14 protein-coding genes are annotated in these 19,273 nt (G+C 39.1%); 9 read left to right on the top strand and 5 right to left on the bottom strand.

All coding sequences use genetic code 11. From position 1 onward, the window contains the following. Positions 1 to 68 precede the first annotated feature (68 nt). Complete coding sequence (locus tag VB715_RS02890; RefSeq protein ID WP_323299680.1) at positions 69 to 2,633, top strand: methyl-accepting chemotaxis protein; 2,565 nt, start codon at positions 69 to 71, stop codon at positions 2,631 to 2,633. A gap of 40 nt (positions 2,634 to 2,673) precedes the next feature. Further along, on the top strand, positions 2,674 to 5,415 hold the full coding sequence (locus VB715_RS02885; protein WP_323299679.1) for a hybrid sensor histidine kinase/response regulator: 2,742 nt from the start codon (positions 2,674 to 2,676) through the stop codon (positions 5,413 to 5,415). On the opposite strand, the gene VB715_RS02880 is transcribed toward VB715_RS02885, so the two are convergent. Continuing rightward, a complete protein-coding gene (locus VB715_RS02880) occupies positions 5,412 to 5,873 on the bottom strand; it encodes an SRPBCC family protein (protein WP_323299678.1) in 462 nt (153 codons plus the stop codon). The two genes, VB715_RS02885 and VB715_RS02880, sit on opposite strands and share 4 nt — an antisense overlap. Before the next feature lie 463 nt (positions 5,874 to 6,336). On the opposite strand from VB715_RS02880, the gene pckA reads away from it, so the two are divergent. Continuing rightward, a complete protein-coding gene (gene pckA, locus VB715_RS02875) occupies positions 6,337 to 8,052 on the top strand; it encodes a phosphoenolpyruvate carboxykinase (ATP) (RefSeq protein ID WP_323299677.1) in 1,716 nt (571 codons plus the stop codon). Positions 8,053 to 8,088: 36 nt separating this feature from the next. On the opposite strand, the gene VB715_RS02870 is transcribed toward pckA, so the two are convergent. Further along, on the bottom strand, positions 8,089 to 8,475 hold the full coding sequence (locus tag VB715_RS02870) for a hypothetical protein (protein WP_323299676.1): 387 nt from the start codon (positions 8,473 to 8,475) through the stop codon (positions 8,089 to 8,091). 109 nt (positions 8,476 to 8,584) lie between these two features. Between VB715_RS02870 and dapB the strand changes: the two genes are divergently transcribed. After that, complete coding sequence (gene dapB / locus VB715_RS02865) at positions 8,585 to 9,412, top strand: 4-hydroxy-tetrahydrodipicolinate reductase (RefSeq protein WP_323299675.1); 828 nt, start codon at positions 8,585 to 8,587, stop codon at positions 9,410 to 9,412. Between the two features lie 84 nt (positions 9,413 to 9,496). On the opposite strand, the gene petH is transcribed toward dapB, so the two are convergent. After that, positions 9,497 to 10,717 (bottom strand): ferredoxin--NADP reductase, encoded by a 1,221-nt coding sequence (gene petH, locus VB715_RS02860; protein WP_323299674.1) that lies wholly within the window; start codon positions 10,715 to 10,717, stop codon positions 9,497 to 9,499. Positions 10,718 to 11,260: 543 nt separating this feature from the next. Between petH and VB715_RS02855 the strand changes: the two genes are divergently transcribed. Together VB715_RS02855 and VB715_RS02850 are read left to right on the top strand one after the other, a co-directional pair. Further along, positions 11,261 to 12,259: a phosphoribulokinase gene (locus VB715_RS02855; RefSeq protein WP_323299673.1), complete on the top strand. Its 999-nt coding sequence runs from the start codon at positions 11,261 to 11,263 to the stop codon at positions 12,257 to 12,259. Between the two features lie 129 nt (positions 12,260 to 12,388). Then, positions 12,389 to 12,625 (top strand): hypothetical protein, encoded by a 237-nt coding sequence (locus VB715_RS02850; protein ID WP_323299672.1) that lies wholly within the window; start codon positions 12,389 to 12,391, stop codon positions 12,623 to 12,625. An 87-nt stretch (positions 12,626 to 12,712) separates the two neighbouring features. Here the strand turns inward: VB715_RS02850 and ilvB are convergent, their stop codons facing one another. Together ilvB and hmpF are read right to left on the bottom strand one after the other, a co-directional pair. Continuing rightward, positions 12,713 to 14,572, bottom strand: coding sequence for a biosynthetic-type acetolactate synthase large subunit (gene ilvB / locus VB715_RS02845; RefSeq protein ID WP_323299671.1), 1,860 nt, complete (start codon positions 14,570 to 14,572; stop codon positions 12,713 to 12,715). A 153-nt stretch (positions 14,573 to 14,725) separates the two neighbouring features. Further along, on the bottom strand, positions 14,726 to 16,333 hold the full coding sequence (gene hmpF, locus VB715_RS02840; RefSeq protein WP_323299670.1) for a pilus motility taxis protein HmpF: 1,608 nt from the start codon (positions 16,331 to 16,333) through the stop codon (positions 14,726 to 14,728). 507 nt (positions 16,334 to 16,840) lie between these two features. Here hmpF and VB715_RS02835 point away from each other — a divergent pair. The 3 genes from VB715_RS02835 (at position 16,841) to VB715_RS02825 (ending at position 19,264) form a co-directional block, all read left to right on the top strand. Continuing rightward, entirely contained in the window at positions 16,841 to 18,058 is a 1,218-nt protein-coding gene (locus VB715_RS02835; RefSeq protein ID WP_323299669.1) for a response regulator, read from the top strand. A gap of 277 nt (positions 18,059 to 18,335) precedes the next feature. After that, positions 18,336 to 18,701, top strand: a complete 366-nt coding sequence (locus VB715_RS02830) for a response regulator transcription factor (RefSeq protein WP_323299668.1) — start codon at positions 18,336 to 18,338, stop codon at positions 18,699 to 18,701. Between the two features lie 32 nt (positions 18,702 to 18,733). After that, complete coding sequence (locus tag VB715_RS02825) at positions 18,734 to 19,264, top strand: chemotaxis protein CheW (protein ID WP_323299667.1); 531 nt, start codon at positions 18,734 to 18,736, stop codon at positions 19,262 to 19,264. Positions 19,265 to 19,273: the final 9 nt, after the last annotated feature.

Here is a 19,273-nt window from a genome sequence, read left to right as displayed (position 1 = left end):
TAAAACTTTAATCTTGCTATTCTTCTTAAATTCTTAGCAACATATGTCGCAAAAAATGGATACAAATTATGCTAGATTTTCACAAATTTTCGTCGTCTTCTTCTAAAGAATTACCCAATATTGACGCTTTAGACTCATCTAAAATTACTAATACTGATGACTGCCTTAATAAAATTTTATCTGCCAGTAATTTAGAAAAATCAGGAGATATTATTGGGGCAATATCTCTTTATCAAGAAGTCATTAAAACCGATACAAATGGCACTTATAAAGCTATAGCAGAAAAGGCATTAGGAACCCTGAAGGAAAGCAAAAGCTTAGTTAGTAATACAGAGCATATTCCTAAAAATAGTTCCCTAAAAACAATCAAGACTATCCCATTTTATCAACGCCTATTAAAGAGATTTTATGACCTACCAATTCAAACAAAACAGTTAGCTGTTTTATTGACATCAGAAATCGTAGCAATTGTTGGATTAGTCGGAGTTGGCAGTATTTTAATTGTTACTAATGGGCAATTTCAACTGATAAACCAAGCTAAATCTGAATTAAAAGTTGCTGAAATCAATTATAACTTAAAATTAGATCAGATGGAGCTTTCATTTAATGGTCAAGCTAATAATATCGCCATTATAGAAGCAGCAGAAAAAGGAAAAGCTGATGGGACAGTTCTTAATATTTTAGCCAATGAAATTTGGAAGCAAAAAATAGAATTTTCTACCTTAGTTAATCGCCAAGGGATGACAATTGCAACCGGAAATATTAAGGTTAATCAACGTTCCTTTGACCCCCAAGGATTAGTAACTCAAGCTTTAAAATCAGGAAGACAAAGTAAAATAACAGAAAGTATTTCTTATGACGAATTAGCCAAAGAAAATGATTATTTTGCAAAAATGCTTGCCCAAGATCTTGGTCTAAATCCTAGCAGTAAACCTAATTTTTTAATTCGTTATACAATCACTCCAGTTCGGAATGGAAAAGCGGAGATTGTTGGAGCTTTAATCTCTGGAGATATTGTTAAACTGCCAATTGTTAACAACACCGTAACTGCTTTTAATAGTGGTTATAGTGGGGTTTATTTATACCAAAAAAATGGTAACTTTAGTTTAGCAACATCTCAATTGATCAGCCCTCAAGGAAAGCTCAGAGAAAATCCCATCTTACCCAATAATAAGTTACTTCAAAAAGCGATTGATGCTCAAGGACAAGTAATAACTGGTAATATTAATATTGATAATCAAGAATATACAATCGCAGCTAAAGCATTACTTAATGCAGTGGGTGAACCGATTGGAGTCTTACTAAGAGGAACCTCTCATCATGCTTTAAATAGTCTCATTATGCAGAGTTTAGGGCTTCAAACTATCAGTGCATTATTGGCAATATGTGTTAGTATTATCTTAGCTAAATTGTTAGGAAAAGCAATTCTTAATCCCCTGAAAAATTTAAGACAAATAACGGCAGAGTTTTCTTCAGGTAATCGTCAGATAAGAGCAGAAAACTTTGCTAATGATGAAATGGGAGAATTAGCCAACACTTTTAATAATATGGCTGATAGTATTGTTGCTTCTGAAGCGGAATTAGCTAACTATGCTCAACAACAAGAAGCTGAGGCAGAAAAACAGCGAAAAGCACGAGAAAATCTTCAACATGAAGTTATCCAAATGCTCTTAGATATTGAAGAAGCACAGAAAGGTAATTTAACGGTTGAAGCTAAAGTAACTGATGGGGTTGTGGGTTCAGTCGCAGATGCTTTTAACACCACAATTCGCAGTCTTCGTCAATTAGTTTCCCAGGTAGAAATAGTGTCCTCCCAAGTGAATTGTCTTGTCTTAGAAGAAGAAACAGAAATTAAGAATCTTTCTCAAGCAGCTATTAATCAAGCACAAGAAATTAACCAAGTTTTTCAAGATGTTGCTGACATTAATACTTCGATTCAAAATGTTGCAAATTCGACCCAAGAAGCCGCTAAAATTGCTCAAGTTGCTCGTCAACAAGCACAGGAAGGTGATATTGCTATGATCCATACGGTTAATAGTATTCAAAAAATTCGTTCATCAGTAGCAGGAACAGCTAAAAAACTGAAACAATTAGCAGAATCTTCTCAAGAAATTTCCCAAATTGTTACTATTATTTCTTCAATTTCTGAAAAGACAAATGTCTTAGCTTTTAATGCCTCTATTGAAGCAGCCCGTGCTGGAGAACATGGAGATGGATTTCGTGCAGTTGCTGAAGAAGTAAGCCGTTTAGCGGTGAAAGTAACTGATGCAACTCAAGATATTCAACATCTAGTTGAAACTATTCAAGAAGACACATCCAAGGTGTTAGAAGAGATGGAAAATAGTACCGCAGAAGTTGTCACTGGGACGCAATTGATTCATCAAACTCAAGAAATTCTTCAAAGTTTAGCAATTACGAGCGAAGATATTGATGAATATTTACAGAATATTACCAGTAATACCACGGCTCAAACCGATGCTTCTCAACAAATTAATCACAAAATTAAAGGCGTTGCTCTGATTTCTCAACAGACTTCTATTCAATCTGAAAATATGGTGACTTCTCTTCAAAGCTTAGTAGAAAAAATTACAGTTCTACAAGCTTCTGTGGCTCAGTTTCGCTTGCAGTCTTAATTTGTTTTTGATTATTATTGGCATTAAAATAGGTGAAAATATGAATTTTGAGTTAGACGAAATTACTCTTGCTGCTATGACTCAAGAAGCCCGTCAGTGCTTTTTAGATGAGGAGTCTTCTGAATATTTACAACTTTTAGAAGAAGAGATAAAAAAAGGCTATAAAAATGCTGACTTTAACCAGCTATTAAGAGCCGCTCATTCATTAAAAGGGGGTGCGGGTATATCTCAATTATCCAGTTTAAGGGAGTTAGCTCATCAGTTAGAAGATCTACTTGAAGTGCTTAAAGAAAAAGTAAATTCTCATCATAAAGAAGGCTGGTTGCTGTTAGAATGGGTAGTCAACGAAATCGCACTTTTATTAAATAAAGCTCGCACTGTTCAAGAAGTTTTTACTGATCCTCAACTCTTAGAAAGCTTAAGGGATTTTTTGGCTTTACCTGGTCACAATAATGGGACAGAAGACCTTCAAAAAATTGTTGATAAAAGTTCTTTTCTAAAATTAGCTTTAGAACAGGATTTAGAGGCTTGCTTTTCTCGAATTGAGCAATTATCTTCTCAAAATTCACCAGAAGAAATTCAGGAGAGTTTAATTAATTTCTATAATGAATGTTTGCTCTTAGGAGAAACCTTAGAGCTTCCTTGGCTTTTAGAAAAAATTGAACCATTAGAAAACATTTTAGACAAAGTTTCCTGCCTTTACATCTTAGAAATTGTTAAACAGATAATTATTGAATTGCGAATGGATTATCATAATTTATTTCCAGTCGTTTTTCCCCTTGATGAAATCCCTTTAGAAAATGATAATATATCCTTATTATCTGACTTTAATCAGGAAATAGATGATGTTTTAGTAAAACCAAAAATAATTGTAAAATCAGAAGAATTAAGTTTTCAGGATGAAATAAAATTGTCGCAAAATACCCCGATAAATGTCATTGAAGAAGCGTCAATTTCTTTTTCTCAATTACGGATTCCTCTAGAAAAATTAGAGACAATGACAAATCAAGTTGAAGAATTATTAGTAACCAGAGAAAGACTACGTCTTCGGCAACAACAGTTAACTCAAGTAACGCGAAAAATTAGACAAATTTCTCGTCAACTTGAACCTATTCAAGAACAAGTACAAACTTTTTATAATCAATTAGCGATTACCAATGTTTCTACTTCATCAAACTCAAATCAAACTTTTGATTCATTAGAATTAGATAATTATACAGAAATTCATAGTAGCTTACAAAGTTTTCAAGAATTAATGTTGCAATTCCAAGAAAATTATGCTGATTTGAATTTGATTAATCAAGATTTTTCGGATAATTTAGATACTGTTGACACTAATGTTGATGCCCTCTATAGCAATGTGACAGAATCGAGAATGGTTCCCTTTGGACTGATGGCTAAACGATTTATTCCTCAAATTCAATCCCTTAATCGTCGATATGGTAAATTAGTTGATTTATCAATTCAAGGCGAAAATATTTTAATTGATCAAGTTTTATTAGAACAGTTACAAACCCCCTTAACTCATTTAATTAATAATGCCTTTGATCATGGCATAGAATCTCCATCAGAACGATTAGCTAACTATAAATCAGAAACAGCTAAAATCATTCTCAAAGCTAGTATAAATAATCATCAATTGGAAATAAATTTGAGTGATGATGGCCAAGGAATTGATGTTTATAAAGTTTATCAGAGGGCCAAAAATAAAGGATTAATTTCCTCGAAAATAACCTTCGATCAACTAGAGCAAAAAACTATCCTAAAGTTCATTTTTCAAGCTAATTTTTCCACAGTAGAAACAGTTAGTGAGTTGTCAGGCCGAGGGGTTGGTTTAGATATTGTTCGCAATAAGATTCAGAGACTGAGAGGAACGATTGATGTTACAAATAATCCAGGACAAGGAACAAATTTTACTTTAAGAATTCCCCTAAATTTAAGCTTTATTTCCTTATTTTTAGTGCAGTGGCAATATCGTCTTTTAGCCATTCCAACTTCTAGTGTTTTGGAAACAATTCCTGTATCTGATTTCTCTTGGTTAGATACAGATTCTCCCATGATAAAATGGCGTAATCAATCAATTCCAGTCATTAATTTATCTGATTTATTATCGGATTATCAAGCCTGTGAATGCTCTATTCAATCTCAAATTGGTCTTGTTTTAGAAAGTTCTACCAGTCCTTTAATGGTGATGGTAGATACGTTAATTAGTGAGGAGCAATTAATTGTTAAGCCTTTTGATGATACTGTTGCTATTCCTAGCTATTTAGTCGGTTGTACAATTTTAGGTGGTGGGGAAATTGTTCCGGTAATTTTACCTCAAGCATTTACGGTTTCATCCCGTCTAAAAAAATCCTTAAAAATACCGACTAATTCCCCAGAAATCACCCAAAATTATCGGACAATTTTAATCGCTGAAGACTCAGTAGCAACCCGACGTTTATTAGAAAGAATTCTCGATCAATTAGGGTTTAATTTGATTGTTTGTCGAGATGGACAAGAAGCATTAGAAAAACTGCAACTTCATCAAGGTAGAATAGATTTAATTATTTCTGATATTGAAATGCCTCGACTTAATGGGTTTGAATTACTAGAAAAAATTCGCTCTGATGAAAATTGGTCAAATATTCCTGTCGTTATGGCCACTTCTCGTACTGGCCAACGTCATCGACAACAAGGACAAAAATTAGGCGCAAATGCGTATTTAGGAAAACCAATTCTTCCTAAAGTTTTACTCAATACTATTGAACCTTTACTGAATCTTTCAAGCTCAGATAACTAGGAACATTCTACCTGATAAAGTTCTTCAGCTACCTGTTTTAATCGTTTTAATTGTGCTTTCATATCGCTTTTTGTCCAAGGAGCAGCAAATTGATTAAATCCCCAATTAATTAAGGGATTAGGAATTTCAAATTCAAAGCGATTGATTAATTTTGTCCCTTGTGATGTAGGTTGACATTCCCAGCGATCACGTCCCTTAAAAAAACCAGTAAATTGCCAAACGATTAACCCTGGTTCTCGTTCAATCACATTACTAATTAGGGTAGGATTAATGAGGGGAATTTTAATAATAAAACGACTTCTTCCCCCAATTTTTGTACTCCATTCTCTGATTGGTTCACATTTTAATACAGGGTTTAACCAGAGGTGCATTAAGTCGAGATCGGTAATACAGCGTTCAACAATTGTAGCACTTGCATTAATAATAATTGTTTGTTCAAATACTTGGAAAGATGACATAAATGATAACGTCGTTGAGAATCACAGAGGGGGATATCCCTAGAAATAGCTTAACATTAACTGTCAATTGATTCAATAATTCCTTGAAAACAATTATAATAAAAGTACCCATAGTAACGAAAATTCTATTAATTTTTGTAAAGAATTTAGTTATTTTTTTAAATAATAAACTAGGCTAATAATAAGAAAAATAATCATCAAATAGCCACTCTAAAAATTCCATCCGTGTTTAGGGAATTAGGAGCTATTAAAAATCTTAATCAAGCTTAAGTAAGAGAAATTGTTTTCAATTAATTCTTGATTAACACGGGTTTTGTAATCGATTTTAGAGAATAGTTTAAGTAGTTATTCTATCCAAAATTGGGATAACAAAAAATATACTTAATGGATTGATGATGAATTGTAGCTGATAATTAATAATCTAAAAATACGGTGAGGTTGACTCACTATGGAGGTCTTTAGAATGGTTAATCTGGGTTCTCAAAGAAGCAGTTTTTCTTCCCATAATCTACTAGGGTCTTATCCTCTTGCTTATGGATCAGAATCTCTCGAAAATTATCGAGGAACAAATGACAGTGAGGAAGCATTAATTCATACCACCTATGGTCTGGAACATTTGGGAATTTATCATGTAGGTTGGATCTATCGAAATCTCCCCATTCCTCAATTAATTGAACACGCTATCCTGCGAGGAGAAGGAACCCTTGCTGATAATGGGGCCTTAATGGTTGAAACGGGGAAATACACCGGACGTTCTCCCAAAGATCGGTTTATTGTTCGGGAGTCAAGTAGTCAAGATGAAATTGACTGGAATCAACATAATGTTCCGATTTCTGAAGACAAATTTAGCCAACTTTATCACAAAGTAATTGCTTATCTTCAAGGGAAAGATCTCTACATTTTCGACGGATATGTTGGGGCAGATAATAATTATCGTTGTGGGGTTCGTATCATTAATGAATTAGCCTCACAAAACCTCTTTGCTCATCAATTATTTATCCGGCCTTCACCCCAAGAATTAGGTAATCATCAAGCGGATTTTACCGTAATTGCTGTCCCAGGATTACAGGGAAATCCCGAAACAGATGGTATTCATAGCGAGGCTTTTATCGTGGTTCATCTGCAAAAAAGATTAGTCATTATTGGGGGTTCTCGCTATGCAGGAGAAATCAAAAAATCCGTCTTTTCAATGATGAATTATTTCATGACAAAGCGCAATGTTTTGCCCATGCACTGCGCTGCTAATATTGATAAACACGCCCATACTACCCTATTTTTTGGTCTATCTGGTACAGGAAAAACTACCCTCTCTGCCGATCCTGATTGTAGTTTAATTGGGGATGATGAACATGGTTGGTCAACTAACGGAATTTTCAATTTTGAAGGCGGATGTTACGCTAAAACCATTCGTTTATCCCAAGAAAATGAACCACAAATTTGGGCAGCTATTCGTTTTGGAACCTTACTAGAAAATGTTATTTTTGAGCCAGAAACTCAAATTCCTGACTATGATGATGGTCGTTTAACGGAAAATACTAGGGCAGCTTATCCCTTACTTTATATTCCTAATTGTTCAACTTGGGGAGTGGGTAGTCATCCCAAAACTATCTTTTTCTTAACAGCAGATGCTTTTGGGGTTTTGCCTCCCATTGCTAAGTTAACCAAAGACCAGGCAATGTATCATTTTCTAGCAGGATATACCAGTAAATTAGCAGGAACTGAACGGGATATTAATGCACCTCAAGCGACTTTTTCCGCTTGTTTTGGTCAATGTTTCTTCCCCTTATCACCCCTAGTTTATGCCAAGATGTTAGGAGAACGTTTAGAACAACATGAGGATACGCAAGTCTTCTTAATTAATACGGGTTGGTCAGGAGGCCCTTATGGAGTGGGACATCGTATTTCTATTAAGCATACGCGGGCCATGGTAGCTGCTGCTTTGAATGGGCAATTAAAGACAGTTAACTATCATTCTCATCCCATTTTTAAAGTTTTAATTCCTGAACATATTATTGGGGTTCCTAATAAAATTCTTGACCCCGAAAATACTTGGACTGAACCGGAAGCTTATCAACAACAAGCCCTAGAATTAGCCCATCTTTTTGAAGAAAATTTTAAACAATTTAAGGAAGTTCCTCCCGAAATTATTGCCGCCGGGCCGGTTCCATTTCTTTCCTGACCTTTCCTTAAGTTAGAGACGTTTTCTGCAACGTCTCTACAGTGTTAAAATGGTTAAAAATGTAAGAACACAGCCAATTAGAGTAAGGACAATTCCACTTACCCTAATATAGCTTTCTAAGAATTGATCAGACCATGTTAGGACAAAATTAGCCCATTGGGGAAACAGTAAATAAAGAACACATTTTAAAGTAACTAACCAACCTAAAATAGTAATAATCACCGGCCAATTAGTTACCCAAAGATTGTGTCCCATAATCACAATTAAACCTAAAGGCAAGAACAAAATTGACCACAACATTATCCAGGTTGGTTGTTTGAGGAGTTCTTTTACCAAATCTCTCCAAACCTTATTTTGTATCCCATAGGAAAAGCCGACTACAACTAGGCAACTAGCAACAACTCGTTCAATTATTAATTCCATTGCCAACCTCCCGCATAATCATCATAGATTGGCTCATTATCTTTCACTTCTATGATAGCTTTTATTGATAGAATTAACTCTGGGCGTATTATCAGGATTAAGTAAACAGATGACAGTTGAATCTCCAATTCCGGTGGTTGTTAATGGGGCCGGTGGTAAAATGGGCCGTGAAGTCATTAAAGCCGTCTCTCAAGCAGAAGATATGATCTTAGTGGGGGCAGTAGATCGTAACCCCAACTATCGGGGCCAAGATGTGGGAGAAATTGCTGGATGTGGCCCCTTAGAGATTCCCATTCTCGATGATCTCCAAAGTATTTTAGTCATCGCTACCCAAGAAAAGGTACAGGGTGTTATGGTAGATTTTACCCATCCTGACGGTGTTTATGAAAATGTCAGAAGTGCGATCGCTTATGGGGTGCGTCCGGTGGTGGGAACAACAGGTTTAAGCAACAAGCAATTACAAGAGTTAGCAGAATTTGCTGAAAAAGCCAGTACCGGATGTTTAGTGGTGCCTAATTTCTCTATTGGGATGGTTTTGTTGCAACAAGCAGCCGTACAAGCATCCCAATACTTCGACCATGTAGAAATTATTGAACTCCATCATAATCAAAAAGCAGATGCTCCCAGTGGCACTGCAATAAAAACCGCTCAAATGTTATCCGGGTTAGGAAAAACCTATAATCCTCCTTCCGTCGAAGAAACAGAAACTATAACGGGTGCGAGAGGGGGTTTAGTCGCAGATAATATTAGGATTCATAGTGTGCGTTTACCAGGATTAATTGCCCATCAAGAAGTGATTTTTGGGGCCCAAGGAGAAATTTATACTTTACGTCATGATACCAGCGATCGCTCTTGTTATATGGCGGGTGTGCTGTTATCAATTCGTAAAGTTACTCAATTACAATCATTGGTTTATGGGTTAGAAAAAATTCTTTAACAAAAAGAAAATTTGGTCAAAAAATAATAGGGTAAGCACTGCTCACCCTAGGATTTTTGTCATTATGAATTAGCTGTTAGCTGTTTAGTAAACTTCAACGTGCCAACGATGCTCTTTTTTCAGTTTTTTAACAAAGTCAGACCATTCAACCCCATTTTGGGAGGCATAAGGACTTAATCCTTCTTCAATACCGCCTTCCATGCCTTTTAATCCACACATATAGAGGTGAGTTTTGGGATTTTGTAGCAAATTCCATAACTTTTCAGCCTGTTCAGCTACCCGATGTTGAATATACATCCGGCCACCTTCAGCATTGTTTTGTTCCCGACTGATAGCATAGGTTAACTCAAAGTTATCAGGATAATCACTTTGAATCTTCTCTAACTTTTCTTTGTAGAGAATATTAGCAGTATAAGGAACACCAAAAATTAACCAAGCTTTCCCTTTGAACTTGTAACCTTCATGCTGTTCAAAGAACATCCGCCACAGGAAAGCACGGAAAGGCGCAATTCCAGTTCCAGTTGCCAGCATGACGATATTGGCATCTTCATCTTCAGGGAGTAACATCTCTTTACCCACTGGCCCAGTAATGGCCACATCTGCCCCAACTTCTAGATGACAGAGATAGGTAGAACAAACCCCGTAAACCGTTTCTTTAGTCTCAGGATGTTGATATTCCAGTTGACGAACACACAAAGAAACCGTCTTATCATCTCCATTATCCCCATGACGGGTCGAAGCGATAGAGTACAGTCTCAATTTATGAGGTTTGCCATTTTCATCGGTTCCAGGGGGAACAATGCCGATACTTTGTCCTTCCAAATAGTGTAAATCCCCTTGGGAAAGGTCAAAGGTTAAATGTTGAACAATTCCACTTCCTCCCTCGGCCACCAAGGGATAATTGTCTAAACATTTACCAATATAGGGATCTTTGGGACGGTAAATATTGACAGGAACTTCTACCTTTGTTTGAGTCATAGGTTTACGTTTTTCTTCTGTTGGGTTGCTTTGCGGTGGTTGAGCGACTTCAACTTGACTTTGACGAGTGGGGGCGACTTTTAACGGTGTATCAGCCTCTAGGGGCTTAATACTGACAATTCGACCTCCCATGCGCGTAATGCGACGCATTTCTTGATTCATCCGCTGATAGGGTACTGTGATCAACACACTCCCACTGCGGCGAATTGGATAATCGAGACTGTCGTTATCCGTACTCTGACTTAACCCCACCACTTCATAGACAAACAAACGGTTTCCATAGGCTGTTGTATTGCCGGAAGTTGTCGCTACGCCTGGACTGTACATGATTTATATATCTCCTAACTCTCATTAAATATAATGACCGCCTTATTTAGCCTACCATCGGGTGGTAATCTTCAATACACAGTCATCAGAGAGGGAGAGAAAGTATAACTCAGACCAGGATGTGAATTGAGCCTAACGAATTTTCAGGGAAAAATCTGTTAGCCTTGCGTCAGTTTTAGATTTTTTTCGGAAAAATCTCTCTTAATTTTCTCAGCTAATCAAAAAACAGTTGTGACCACAAGCCTGTACTATTAAAACAAGGATAATTAAACAACTTTGGTATAAAGTCTTGTGAAGGGGAATATCATTCTGGTAAAATCCATTGTCAGTATTTAGTATTAAATACTTAATCTGGATCTTGCTAGGATCTTGTCAGCCTAAAGGTTTCTGCCCGGCTCATTCGTCTTTTCCTACAAAAAAGACACTTTGATCACAGACAGAATCCTCTGCAAGCTCACGATTAATGCTCCCTTTGTGGGAGACTTTAATGATATGGTAACGAAACCGGGTTAACAATTTCAGTTTTGCATTTAGAGGGAAGCTATGACCACTCAGCCAGATCGCGTGGTTCTTATTGCAGTTGCCGGAGACTCCGGTTGCGGTAAATCAACTTTTTTACGTCGTTTAACCGATTTATTTGGTGAAGAGTTTATGACGGTCATCTGTCTCGATGACTATCATAGTTTAGATCGTAAGGGAAGAAAAGAAGCAGGGGTCACTGCTTTGAATCCTCAAGCGAATAATTTTGATCTGATGTATGAGCAAATTAAAGCTCTTAAATCAGGTCAAGCCATTGATAAACCCATTTATAATCATGAAACAGGAGAACTTGATCCTCCTGAACGCATCGAACCCAATAAAGTTGTGGTCATTGAAGGGTTACATCCTTTGTTTGATGAACGGGTTCGTGGCTTAGCTGATTTCAGTGTCTATCTTGACATCAGCGATGAAGTCAAAATTAACTGGAAAATTCAACGGGATATGGCAGAAAGAGGCCACACCTATGAAGATGTGTTAGCCTCTATTAATGCCAGAAAACCTGATTTTACCGCCTACATTGAACCTCAAAAACAACACGCTGATGTGGTAATTCAGGTATTACCCACTCAATTGCTCGAAGATCGTGAAAGCAAGTTATTACGGGTTCGTTTAGTTCAAAAAGAAGGGGTTCTTAACTTTGAACCCGCTTATCTCTTTGATGAAGGGTCTACCATTGACTGGCGGCCCTGTGGTCGTAAGTTAACTTGTACCTATCCTGGTATTAAGATGTACTACGGACCTGACAATTTCATGGGAAATGAAGTCTCTATTTTAGAAGTTGATGGTCAATTCGCTAATCTTGAAGAAATGATCTATATCGAAAGTCATCTGAGCAAAACTGGAACTAAATATTACGGTGAGATGACCGAACTATTACTTCACCATAAAGATTATCCAGGTTCTGAGAATGGAACTGGTTTATTCCAAGTTTTGGTCGGACTCAAAATGAGAGAAACCTATGAAAAGTTAATTGCATCTGAGAAAATTCCGGCTCAAGTTTAGTTCTCAACTTGAACTCGTCTAAAAACCGTGAGGAAAATTTGTTTTTTCTCACGATTTTTTTGTCAAGAAACCTTAGCTATTTTAGACGATTTGCTATAATTTAATCGTCGTTGGTGAGAGGGCTTCCCCATGCGAGTGTGGATCAGTGCCGTTTTTGTGTTATTTGTCTTCGTGCAGCTTTATCAATGGATCAAGGGGTTTATTTTGCCCTTACCCATTTATGTCTTAGCAGGGTCTTTTTTAGCGATCGCCTCTAATTATGAAAAAGGCCTGGGTACTTTGCTAAAATCTGCCTCCCTACAAAATCAAGCCCTATCTTCTGGGATAAGTTTGACTGAAAATACTCCAAAGACCGACTCTCAATAAACTTAGTTGCCCTAAAGGGCTTACTACAAACCAAAAAGCCCTTTCTTGTGATGAGAAAGGGCGCAGGAGATGGGAAAAAAATCAAACTTAAAGCTTAGTACCGCATTCCGGACAAAACTTATTGGTTGTCGGATTTTCAGCCCCACAATGACTACAATAAATCAGTTCCAGGGCTGACACCTTGGTTTTCCGTTCTGGTAAACCGATCATTTGAGCGTTGTTTTTTCCAGGAGCAACCATTGGATAACAATTTTCATCCCGTTTGACATGAACATCAACCAACACCGGCCCGTCATGAGCTAACATTTCAGCAATTCCTGCTGAGAGTTGGGAATGTTCTGTAATGGTAATTCCTTTGACCCCAAAGGCTTTGGCCAATAACTCAAAATCGGGCATTCCCGTTTGCATATTAGAAGAAGAATAACGCTCTCCGTAAAACGCTTCTTGCCATTGACGAACCATTCCTTGCCAACCATTATTCAGAATAATCGTCTTGGCATTGATTCCATATTGGGCCAAAGTAGCTAATTCCTGGAGATTCATCTGAAAACTGGCATCCCCACTAATACAGATGACTTCTTCTTCAGGTAACGCCACCTTTGCCCCCATAGCAGCAGGCATTCCATAACCCATTGTGCCTAAACCACCGCTAGAAATCCAACGACGGGGGCCATTCTTCAAGAATTGGGCTGCCCACATCTGATGTTGTCCCACATCGGTCGTATAGTAAGCATGGGGAGCTTGACGGCCCACTTCTACCACAACTTCTTGGGGAGAAATCATACCCTCATAATGAGGAGCCGTCAGGGGGTATTCTTCGCGCCAACGGTTGATCCGGTTTAACCAAGGTTGGGTTTTTTCCGTAGCCAAGGGAAGATCAATTTCTCGGGCCCGTTGTAATAACTGTTCTAATACCTGACGAACATCTCCCACAATCGGAACATCAGGAACCCGATTTTTGCCCACCTCAGCCGGGTCAATATCAATATGAATGACTTTGGCGTGGGAAGCAAATTCATCTAATTTCCCCGTAACCCGGTCATCAAATCTGGCCCCAACCGCAATTAATAAGTCACATTCACTCACGGCAAAGTTAGCATAAGCCGTTCCGTGCATTCCCAACATTCCAACGGATAGGGAGTGATGTTCATCAAAGGCCCCAAGGCCCATTAAGGTTGTCGTAACGGGAAGTTGAAAGCGTTCGGCCACTTCCTGCACTTGAGCATAGGCATTAGCGGCGATCGCGCCCCCTCCCACATACAATAAAGGACGTTCACACTCTTCGATTAAGTGTAAGGCCGCATTAATTTGACGGGGGTTGCCTTTGACCGTGGGACGATAGCCTGGCAGCCTCACTTGGCCAGGTTCGACCGGAATATAGTCACATTCTTCGAGGCCCACATCTTTTGGCACATCAATTAAAACGGGCCCTGGCCGTCCAGTACTGGCAATATGGAAAGCCTCAGCCACAATTCTGGCCATATCTTCCGCGTTGCGTACCACATAGGAATGTTTGACCAAGGGTAAAGTAATGCCAAAAATATCCGTTTCCTGGAAGGCATCACTACCAATGGAGGCCCGTCCCACTTGACCGGTAACAATGACCATAGGAATTGAATCAAGATGGGCGGTGGCAATGCCCGTCACTAAATTCGTTGCCCCCGGCCCAGAGGTGCCAAAACAGACCCCCACTTTACCCGTGGCGCGGGCGTAACCATCAGCAGCATGGGCCGCCCCCTGTTCATGTCTGACCAGGAAATGCTGAATCTCTCCCCTGGCCTCAGCCCGGTATAATTCATCATAAATGGGTAGGATCGCTCCCCCTGGATAGCCAAAAATGTGCTTAACACCATGACGAACTAAGCTATCGATCAAGGCAAACGCACCGGTATGGCGTTGGGGAGTTTCGGCTAAAGGTGAAGTTATTTTCTCAATTGAAGAAACCACAGGGCATCTCGTCTCACTACGTCTATATTTATATTTTAGGTTTATTGTCTGTCATTTAATATACCAATTGGCTTGACATTCCTATCCTACAATTGTCCCTAATGTCTGGAAACTAAATTCTAAATTAAGCATTAAGATTAAGATAAGTGAACCCTAAGAAGGATTAAGCCATTGTTCTAAGATCCCTAATTGATGTCTTGTTTCATCAAGTTGATTTTGTAGGGGTTGTAAGGCTTCTTCGTAAAGACTGAGACGAGTTTGAAGTTGAGCGACTTGTGTTTGAGCTTGTTGCCAGTTGGCTTCTTCCATATGGAGTTTTTGCGTTTTTTGAGCTTGTTCTGTATCCAGTTGCTTAATCATGTCCTGAATTTGTTGCACACTGTTTTGTAAATGCTCAATTTCGGTTTCCAATGTTTGACGTTCTTGTTCCGTATTATTGGCCAGTTCTTCCAACTGAGTGAAAACAGGTTCTAAATTAATGGTGGTCGAACCTCCATTAAAGTCCATAACCCCCTGACGGCGACGTAACACCCGTAAATGTTGTAACAGTACCTCTTGTCTTTCTTTGAGATTACGCCGTTGACCCACAAGGGTTTCGTCTAAAAATTGCTTTCTTTCTAGTTCTTCGGCGAATTCCGGTTCAAAATCAATGCGTTCAAAGTCACTCGCTTGTGCGAGTTTATCCTGTAATTCTTGAACAGTTTGACATTGAAAGGTTAATTCTTCTTCTTGGTCGTTGACAAAACGCACCAACTTATCTAAATCTGCCTGTAGATTATTAACAATAGTTTCTAACTGTCCTAAGGGCATATCTTCCAAAGCCACCACATCCACTTTCGACTCGGAGAAGACATCGCCCGCCCCCGATGCTAGACGTTCTAGGGTATCTTGTAAAGCTTGAGTTGTTTGTAAATCCCAATTAATTTTGTTTAATCGTTCTTGTTTATTGCTGAGGATATTTTGCTGAACTTGCCACTGAATTTTCGCCCCTTCTAGGGAGGCGCGAGTTTCTTCTAGAGCTTGAAAGCGACTTCTTAGTAGATCTCCCTGCTGTTGAACTTGCTGTTGTTTTTGTTGGAATTGTACTTTAAGACTATCAAGTTGCTGCCAAAAACGACTCAAAATTTCCTGTTGACTCTCAATCGCAGTTAACGCCGCCGTTAAGGGTTGATTCAGGGATTCTACCCCATAAGAACTGTCTGCTAAACGACTAATTAATTGTTGAATTTTTTCCGCTTCTTGTCGAGGAAGATCAAGCACCGCCCCAAAACGACGTTGAAAATCTTGCAATTGTTCTTGAGTTTCTTGCACTCTGTCCCAAGCCGATTCCGCTTCTTGACGACGGCTTTCAATTTGAGAGAGTTCCTTTTCCACCTCCTCCAACTGTTCTAGGCGCGTCTCCATTTCCATTTCTCGGCGAGTCAACTCCTGACTTTGATAGGTCAGAGATTGTTTCCATTGTTCAATTTCTTCTTGCTGCTCTTTTAATTTTTCTGAGAGACGAGACAACTTTTGTAGTTGACGAACCAACTCCGGCCCGGCCCGTTCAGGTTCCCCTTGAATTTGACGATTATTGCCCAAATTGAGCATCAATAGGGCCCCTTCTCCCACCAGATCCAATTCTTCAATGGCAATAATTTCCTCTCCAGGGACAGAACTCCAGGTTTGATCGTTGTGTTGACAAGCTAAAAGCTTAAGTTCTGTCCGAGAGCTACCAATAAATCCTCTTGTTTGCTTTTTGACTTCTGCAAGGTATAGCACGAACCACAATCCTCTTGTTTGCTTTTGCCTAGATGGTTGACAGTAAGTTGATGTCGAAGGAGCTCAGAAAACCTAGAATACCTGATCCTTCGATTTCTGTCCCTGAAAAGATTGCTTTGCCTGATCTTGTCATTTTTATATACCAGCAGAATTTAACTAAAAAAAAGCAAAAATTGACTAATTTTCATGTCATGTCAAATTTTTAGCCGTTAAAGTTGACAAACAATACACCTTCTATGAGGAGAATCAAAGTCCTAGAGCGGTTGATTTCTCAACAGTCAACGATGATTAACTTAATGTTTACTTCTCAATCCTAGCAGGAAATTTAGCGATCTCGATCACAACTGTTTTTACGAGAAGACTCTCACCAAAATTTGTGAGTCGGTTAATAGTTATTCACAATGTCCCTATCCCCATCTCCATTAAACTAAAAGAAAGTGGGGGATGCCTGGGGCTTCAGGGTAACGCTCTTCTCCCAAGAGTTCAAAATTATCATGTTAAGTAATTATGCAGGGAACGTTAAATGAAATTGATCTTCGTAGTATCCTGCAACTCATTGAATTAGGGCAGCGCACGGGAGAACTCTTAGTAGAAGCGGAGCCAACAACTTCGGGAGAATTAAGAAATTTTCAGGAAAAAACCCAGGAACCCCATAGCTCAACCCCTAAGGTTGATGGTCAGCGGACATTTTGGCTCGTTTTTTTCGTCAATGGGCAAATTGTCTATACCACTAATGGGGAGAATCGTCCTTGTCGTCGTTTACAAGAATATTTATATCGTTATCGACAAGAGATTGCCCTACCCAAGCTAGAGTTAGGAACTATCAGCACCAACAATGATCTCGAATATGCTTATCTTTGGCAGTTAATTAAACGCAATCTGATCACCCCCGATCAAGGCCGCTGTATCATTCAACAGATGGTACATGAAACCTTATTTGATTTACTTAGCTTACATCAAGGGGCTTTTATTTTTGAGATGGGTGTGGCCTTAGATCCCCTACTAACCAGTCTAGAAATTGCCCCCTTAGTCACTGAGATGATGAAAGAAGTCCAACAATGGAAACAATTACATCCTCATTTGCAAAGTCCTCAACAATGTCTGGCGATCGCTCATGAAGACAAATTGCGGGAAGCCTTACCAGAAAAAGCTTATGAACAATTACTACATTGGGCCGACGGCAAAACCTCCCTGCGCCAACTCTCACGTTATTTACAAAGAGATTTAGGAACCTTGGCCAAAGGCGTTTATCCTTACATTGAACGGGGTTGGTTACAGGTGGTAGCTTCTCCTAACCCTGACTCTCCCAAACTGACTACCAACTGGGAAGGACAAGAAACCCGTAAGTTGCCTCATATTGTTTGTTTTGATGATGATTTAACCATTGGCAAAACCGTAGAAGGGATTTTAAGTAAAAACGGCTACCGAACTTCCTTAATTACCGATCCTTTAGACGGATTAAGTTTAGTCTTTGAGTTAAACCCCGATCTGATTTTGTGTGATATTGCCATGCCCAAATTAGATGGGTACGAAATTTGTGCCATGTTGCGACATTCGAGTCGGTTTCGCGCCACACCGATCATTATGCTCACAGGGAAAGAAGGATTTACCGATCGCATTAGAGCGCGCATGGTAGGGGCAACGGACTATCTCACCAAACCTTTTAGGGAACAAGAGTTATTACTGCTCATTGAAAAATATGTCCAGCTTGAAACTGACAGTTAAGCCAATGAAGAGAAAAATTTTTCCCCAGGGACAATGTTCTTTTCCAACAAAATTTGGGCAAATTAAGTATGTACACTTGGGGACTGAAATAGTGAACCATTAGTTAATTTATCTAACCCTGAGAACTCTCTGAGTTCAAAGGTTCAATTATGGGATCAATCTATCAAACAACTGGCCTGATTAACCCTCAGAATTCCCTAACCAGAATTCGCCAAAGCGTTATTCATCAGTGAGCCGAACCTGATGTTTTATTAACTCAGCAATTAGAGAAAACCTTATGAGAGCAGTTTTACTGGTAGAAGACAGCCCAGTGCAGCAAGAAATGATTTCCGGCATCCTCAAAAAGAATGGATGGAATGTCGTTGTGGTGGGGGATGGGGTAGAAGCCTTGGAAAGTATTCAACAATCGAGTCCCGATCTCGTTGTCTTAGATATTGTCATGCCCAAAATGAATGGCTATGAAGTCTGTCGTCGGATCAAATCTGATCCCAAAACCCAAAATGTTCCCGTGGTGATGTGTTCTTCCAAAGGGGAAGAATTTGATCGCTATTGGGGCATGAAACAGGGAGCAGATGCTTATATTGCCAAGCCCTTTGAAGATATTGAACTCATTGGGACGATTCAACAACTCCTACGTCAATAAACAAACACTGATTAAGCTAAGGGACAAAAAACATGGTTGGGAATCCAGAATTTGTGACAGGAAACGGTCAAGATATCTCCCCAGAGATTCAGGCCTTGCAAACCCCTGAAGGAGAATTGCATTTACGCTTTCATCTTCCCTCTCAGGAAGAATTTGCTCTACCGGCCGTTGCCATTCGGGAGGTAATGCAACAAACCCCTGATCGCATTACCCCCATTCCCAATGCGTCCCCCTTGCTATTAGGCACCCTTAACTTAAGAGGTCAAGTGATTTGGGTGGCGGATCTGGGACAATTTCTTGGCAATCCTACCCCATTAAGAACCGATCGCCCAGAAATTCCCGTGATTGCCGTGGAGGAACAAGAAACCATTTTAGGCTTAGCTATCGATCAATTAGGGGATATGGAATGGCTCAATGGTGAACAGTTACAACCCCCAACCAATGTGGCGGATCATATTGCGCCCTATGTCCAAGGGGAGTGGGTATTCAATGAAGATAGGAAACAAATTTTAAGGCTGTTAGACCATGTAGCAATTTTACGTTCAGCCCGATGGGCAGCTTAAGGGAACAGT

The sequence above is a fragment of the Crocosphaera sp. UHCC 0190 genome, from assembly GCF_034932065.1.
Taxonomy (GTDB): domain Bacteria; phylum Cyanobacteriota; class Cyanobacteriia; order Cyanobacteriales; family Microcystaceae; genus UHCC-0190.
The sequence above is the reverse complement of the archived record's forward strand: the minus strand, read 5'-3'. Positions and strand labels throughout refer to the sequence as shown.